This is a genomic window from Acidithiobacillus sp. TH-A36 (genome assembly GCF_057473445.1).
Genome location: NZ_JBYCKP010000564.1, coordinates 1 through 1,775 on the forward strand (window position 1 = coordinate 1; position 1,775 = coordinate 1,775).

The following is a 1,775-nucleotide window of genomic DNA, read 5'->3' on the forward strand; positions in this document are numbered from 1 at the left end:
TGGTGGCGGCGCTCGCTGGCTGCGCTTCCGTACCCACCCAGTATCTGACCCTATCCTCCCCATCTCCTGTTGCGGCCAGACAATCCTTGCAGGGCCAAGGACTGCCCATAGTCGTTGCGCATGTGCAGATGCCCGCAGATATTGACCGTCTTTACCTCACCACGCTCCAGGGTAAACATCGCCTGGACGTTGCCGGACATGTCCGCTGGGCGGCACCTCTGGGCGGCATGGCACAAAAAGTCCTGGCCCAGGATCTGGCGAGCAAATTACCGGATAAAACCGTGCTCATGCCCGGGGACCCCATACCGAATGGCCCTTATCTTCTGGTCACAATCAACGTCCAGAGTTTCATCCCCAGTCATGATGGCAAGGTCTTTTTGCAGGCCGACTGGTTTATCAGCCGTATGCCCGACGGGCACCTCCAAACCCAGGGGCGCAGTCATTTTTATCAGAGCAACATCCCTTCCAGCCCCACCGCGCAAGCTGCTGCCATGAGCCAGTTACTGGAAAGGCTCTCCCAGGAATTGGCGCATCATTTGTGATGAACATCCACAAAAATGGTCATACTTATATCCCGCATACGTATTTATATCCCCTGAAGCTCATTGAAGCACTGCTTCTCCAGGAAAAAAACTGGCTGAATGCCATACCCAGACTGCGGGCTATTATTTTACTGGCCCTGACTCAAGGACTCGCCAGTCTCAATCTGGCCGCTCTGGGTACGGTAGCGCCAGCATTAGAAAGCAGCATGCATATCGGCAATGTTGATTATGGTCTGCTGTCTACCGCTTCCATACTCACTGGTGCAGCAGCAGCTCTGCCCGTGGGTATTCTTGGTGACCGTCAAAGCCGTGTTCCCTTACTCATAAAACTGATCGTCTTATGGGCAATCGCTATGCTCCTGAGTGGGATCAGCCCCGGTTATAACTGGTTCCTACTGACGCAAATGCTGGCTGGAGCGGCCGGAGTTTCCGTTGGTCCGATCATTGCCTCTCTTTCGGGTGATTTATTTCCACCCTCATGGCGTGGACGAGCATTTGGGTTGATTGTCGGTGGAGAATTATTGGGAGCAGGTATCGGCATGATTCTGGCTGGCACCGTCAACACCCTCAGCAACTGGCGAACGGTATTTTTTGTACTGGCCATTATGGCGATTCTGCTTGCCTATTTATTATGGAAAGGCATGCGCGAACCCCAACGCAACAATATGGAAAAACTCGCTTTAGAACTGACCCAAAAAAATTCTGCCCAGCAGGACCACGCCCAAGTAACCACTCAAAAAAATCGGCGCTATTTGCTCGATGATATTCGCAAAAAATCCATTCAACCGGTCAGCAAAAGGATTTTGCAGGAAGACCCCACTCAATGGCACTGGTTTCGGGCCGCAAAAACCATTCTCAGCATTCCCAGCAATGTGATACTGATTTCCGCATCCTCCGCCGGGTATTTTTATTTTACCGGACTGCTCGCTTTCGGCATTCTTTATCTCACTCAACGTTTTCATATTAATACCATGGCGGCCAGCAGCCTTTTTGTCGGTGCGGGTTTAGGCGGCATTGGCGGGGTTATCGCCAGCGGTTGGATAGCCGACTGGTTATTACGCAAAGGGCTGATTACGGCAAGAGTATGGGTTACTGGAATAGCCTTTATGCTCACCATTCCTTTTTTTCTGTTAGCTCTGAATACCAACAATCAGGTTCTCGAATTTATCTGGCTGTTTTGGGGGTCTGCCGCATTGGGAGCCACCAACCCCACGCTGGATGCCGCGCGCCTGG

Annotated in this window: 2 protein-coding genes; both read left to right on the top strand. The window is 52.1% G+C overall.

Going from position 1 to position 1,775, the window contains the following annotated elements:
• Positions 1-2 precede the first annotated feature (2 nt).
• On the top strand, positions 3-542 hold the full coding sequence (locus tag AC2VLY_RS14255; protein WP_486892554.1) for a PqiC family protein: 540 nt from the start codon (positions 3-5) through the stop codon (positions 540-542).
• A partial coding sequence (locus AC2VLY_RS14260) for an MFS transporter (protein ID WP_486922510.1) occupies positions 542-1,775 on the top strand: 1,234 nt, incomplete at its 3' end. The genes AC2VLY_RS14255 and AC2VLY_RS14260, both read left to right, overlap by 1 nt.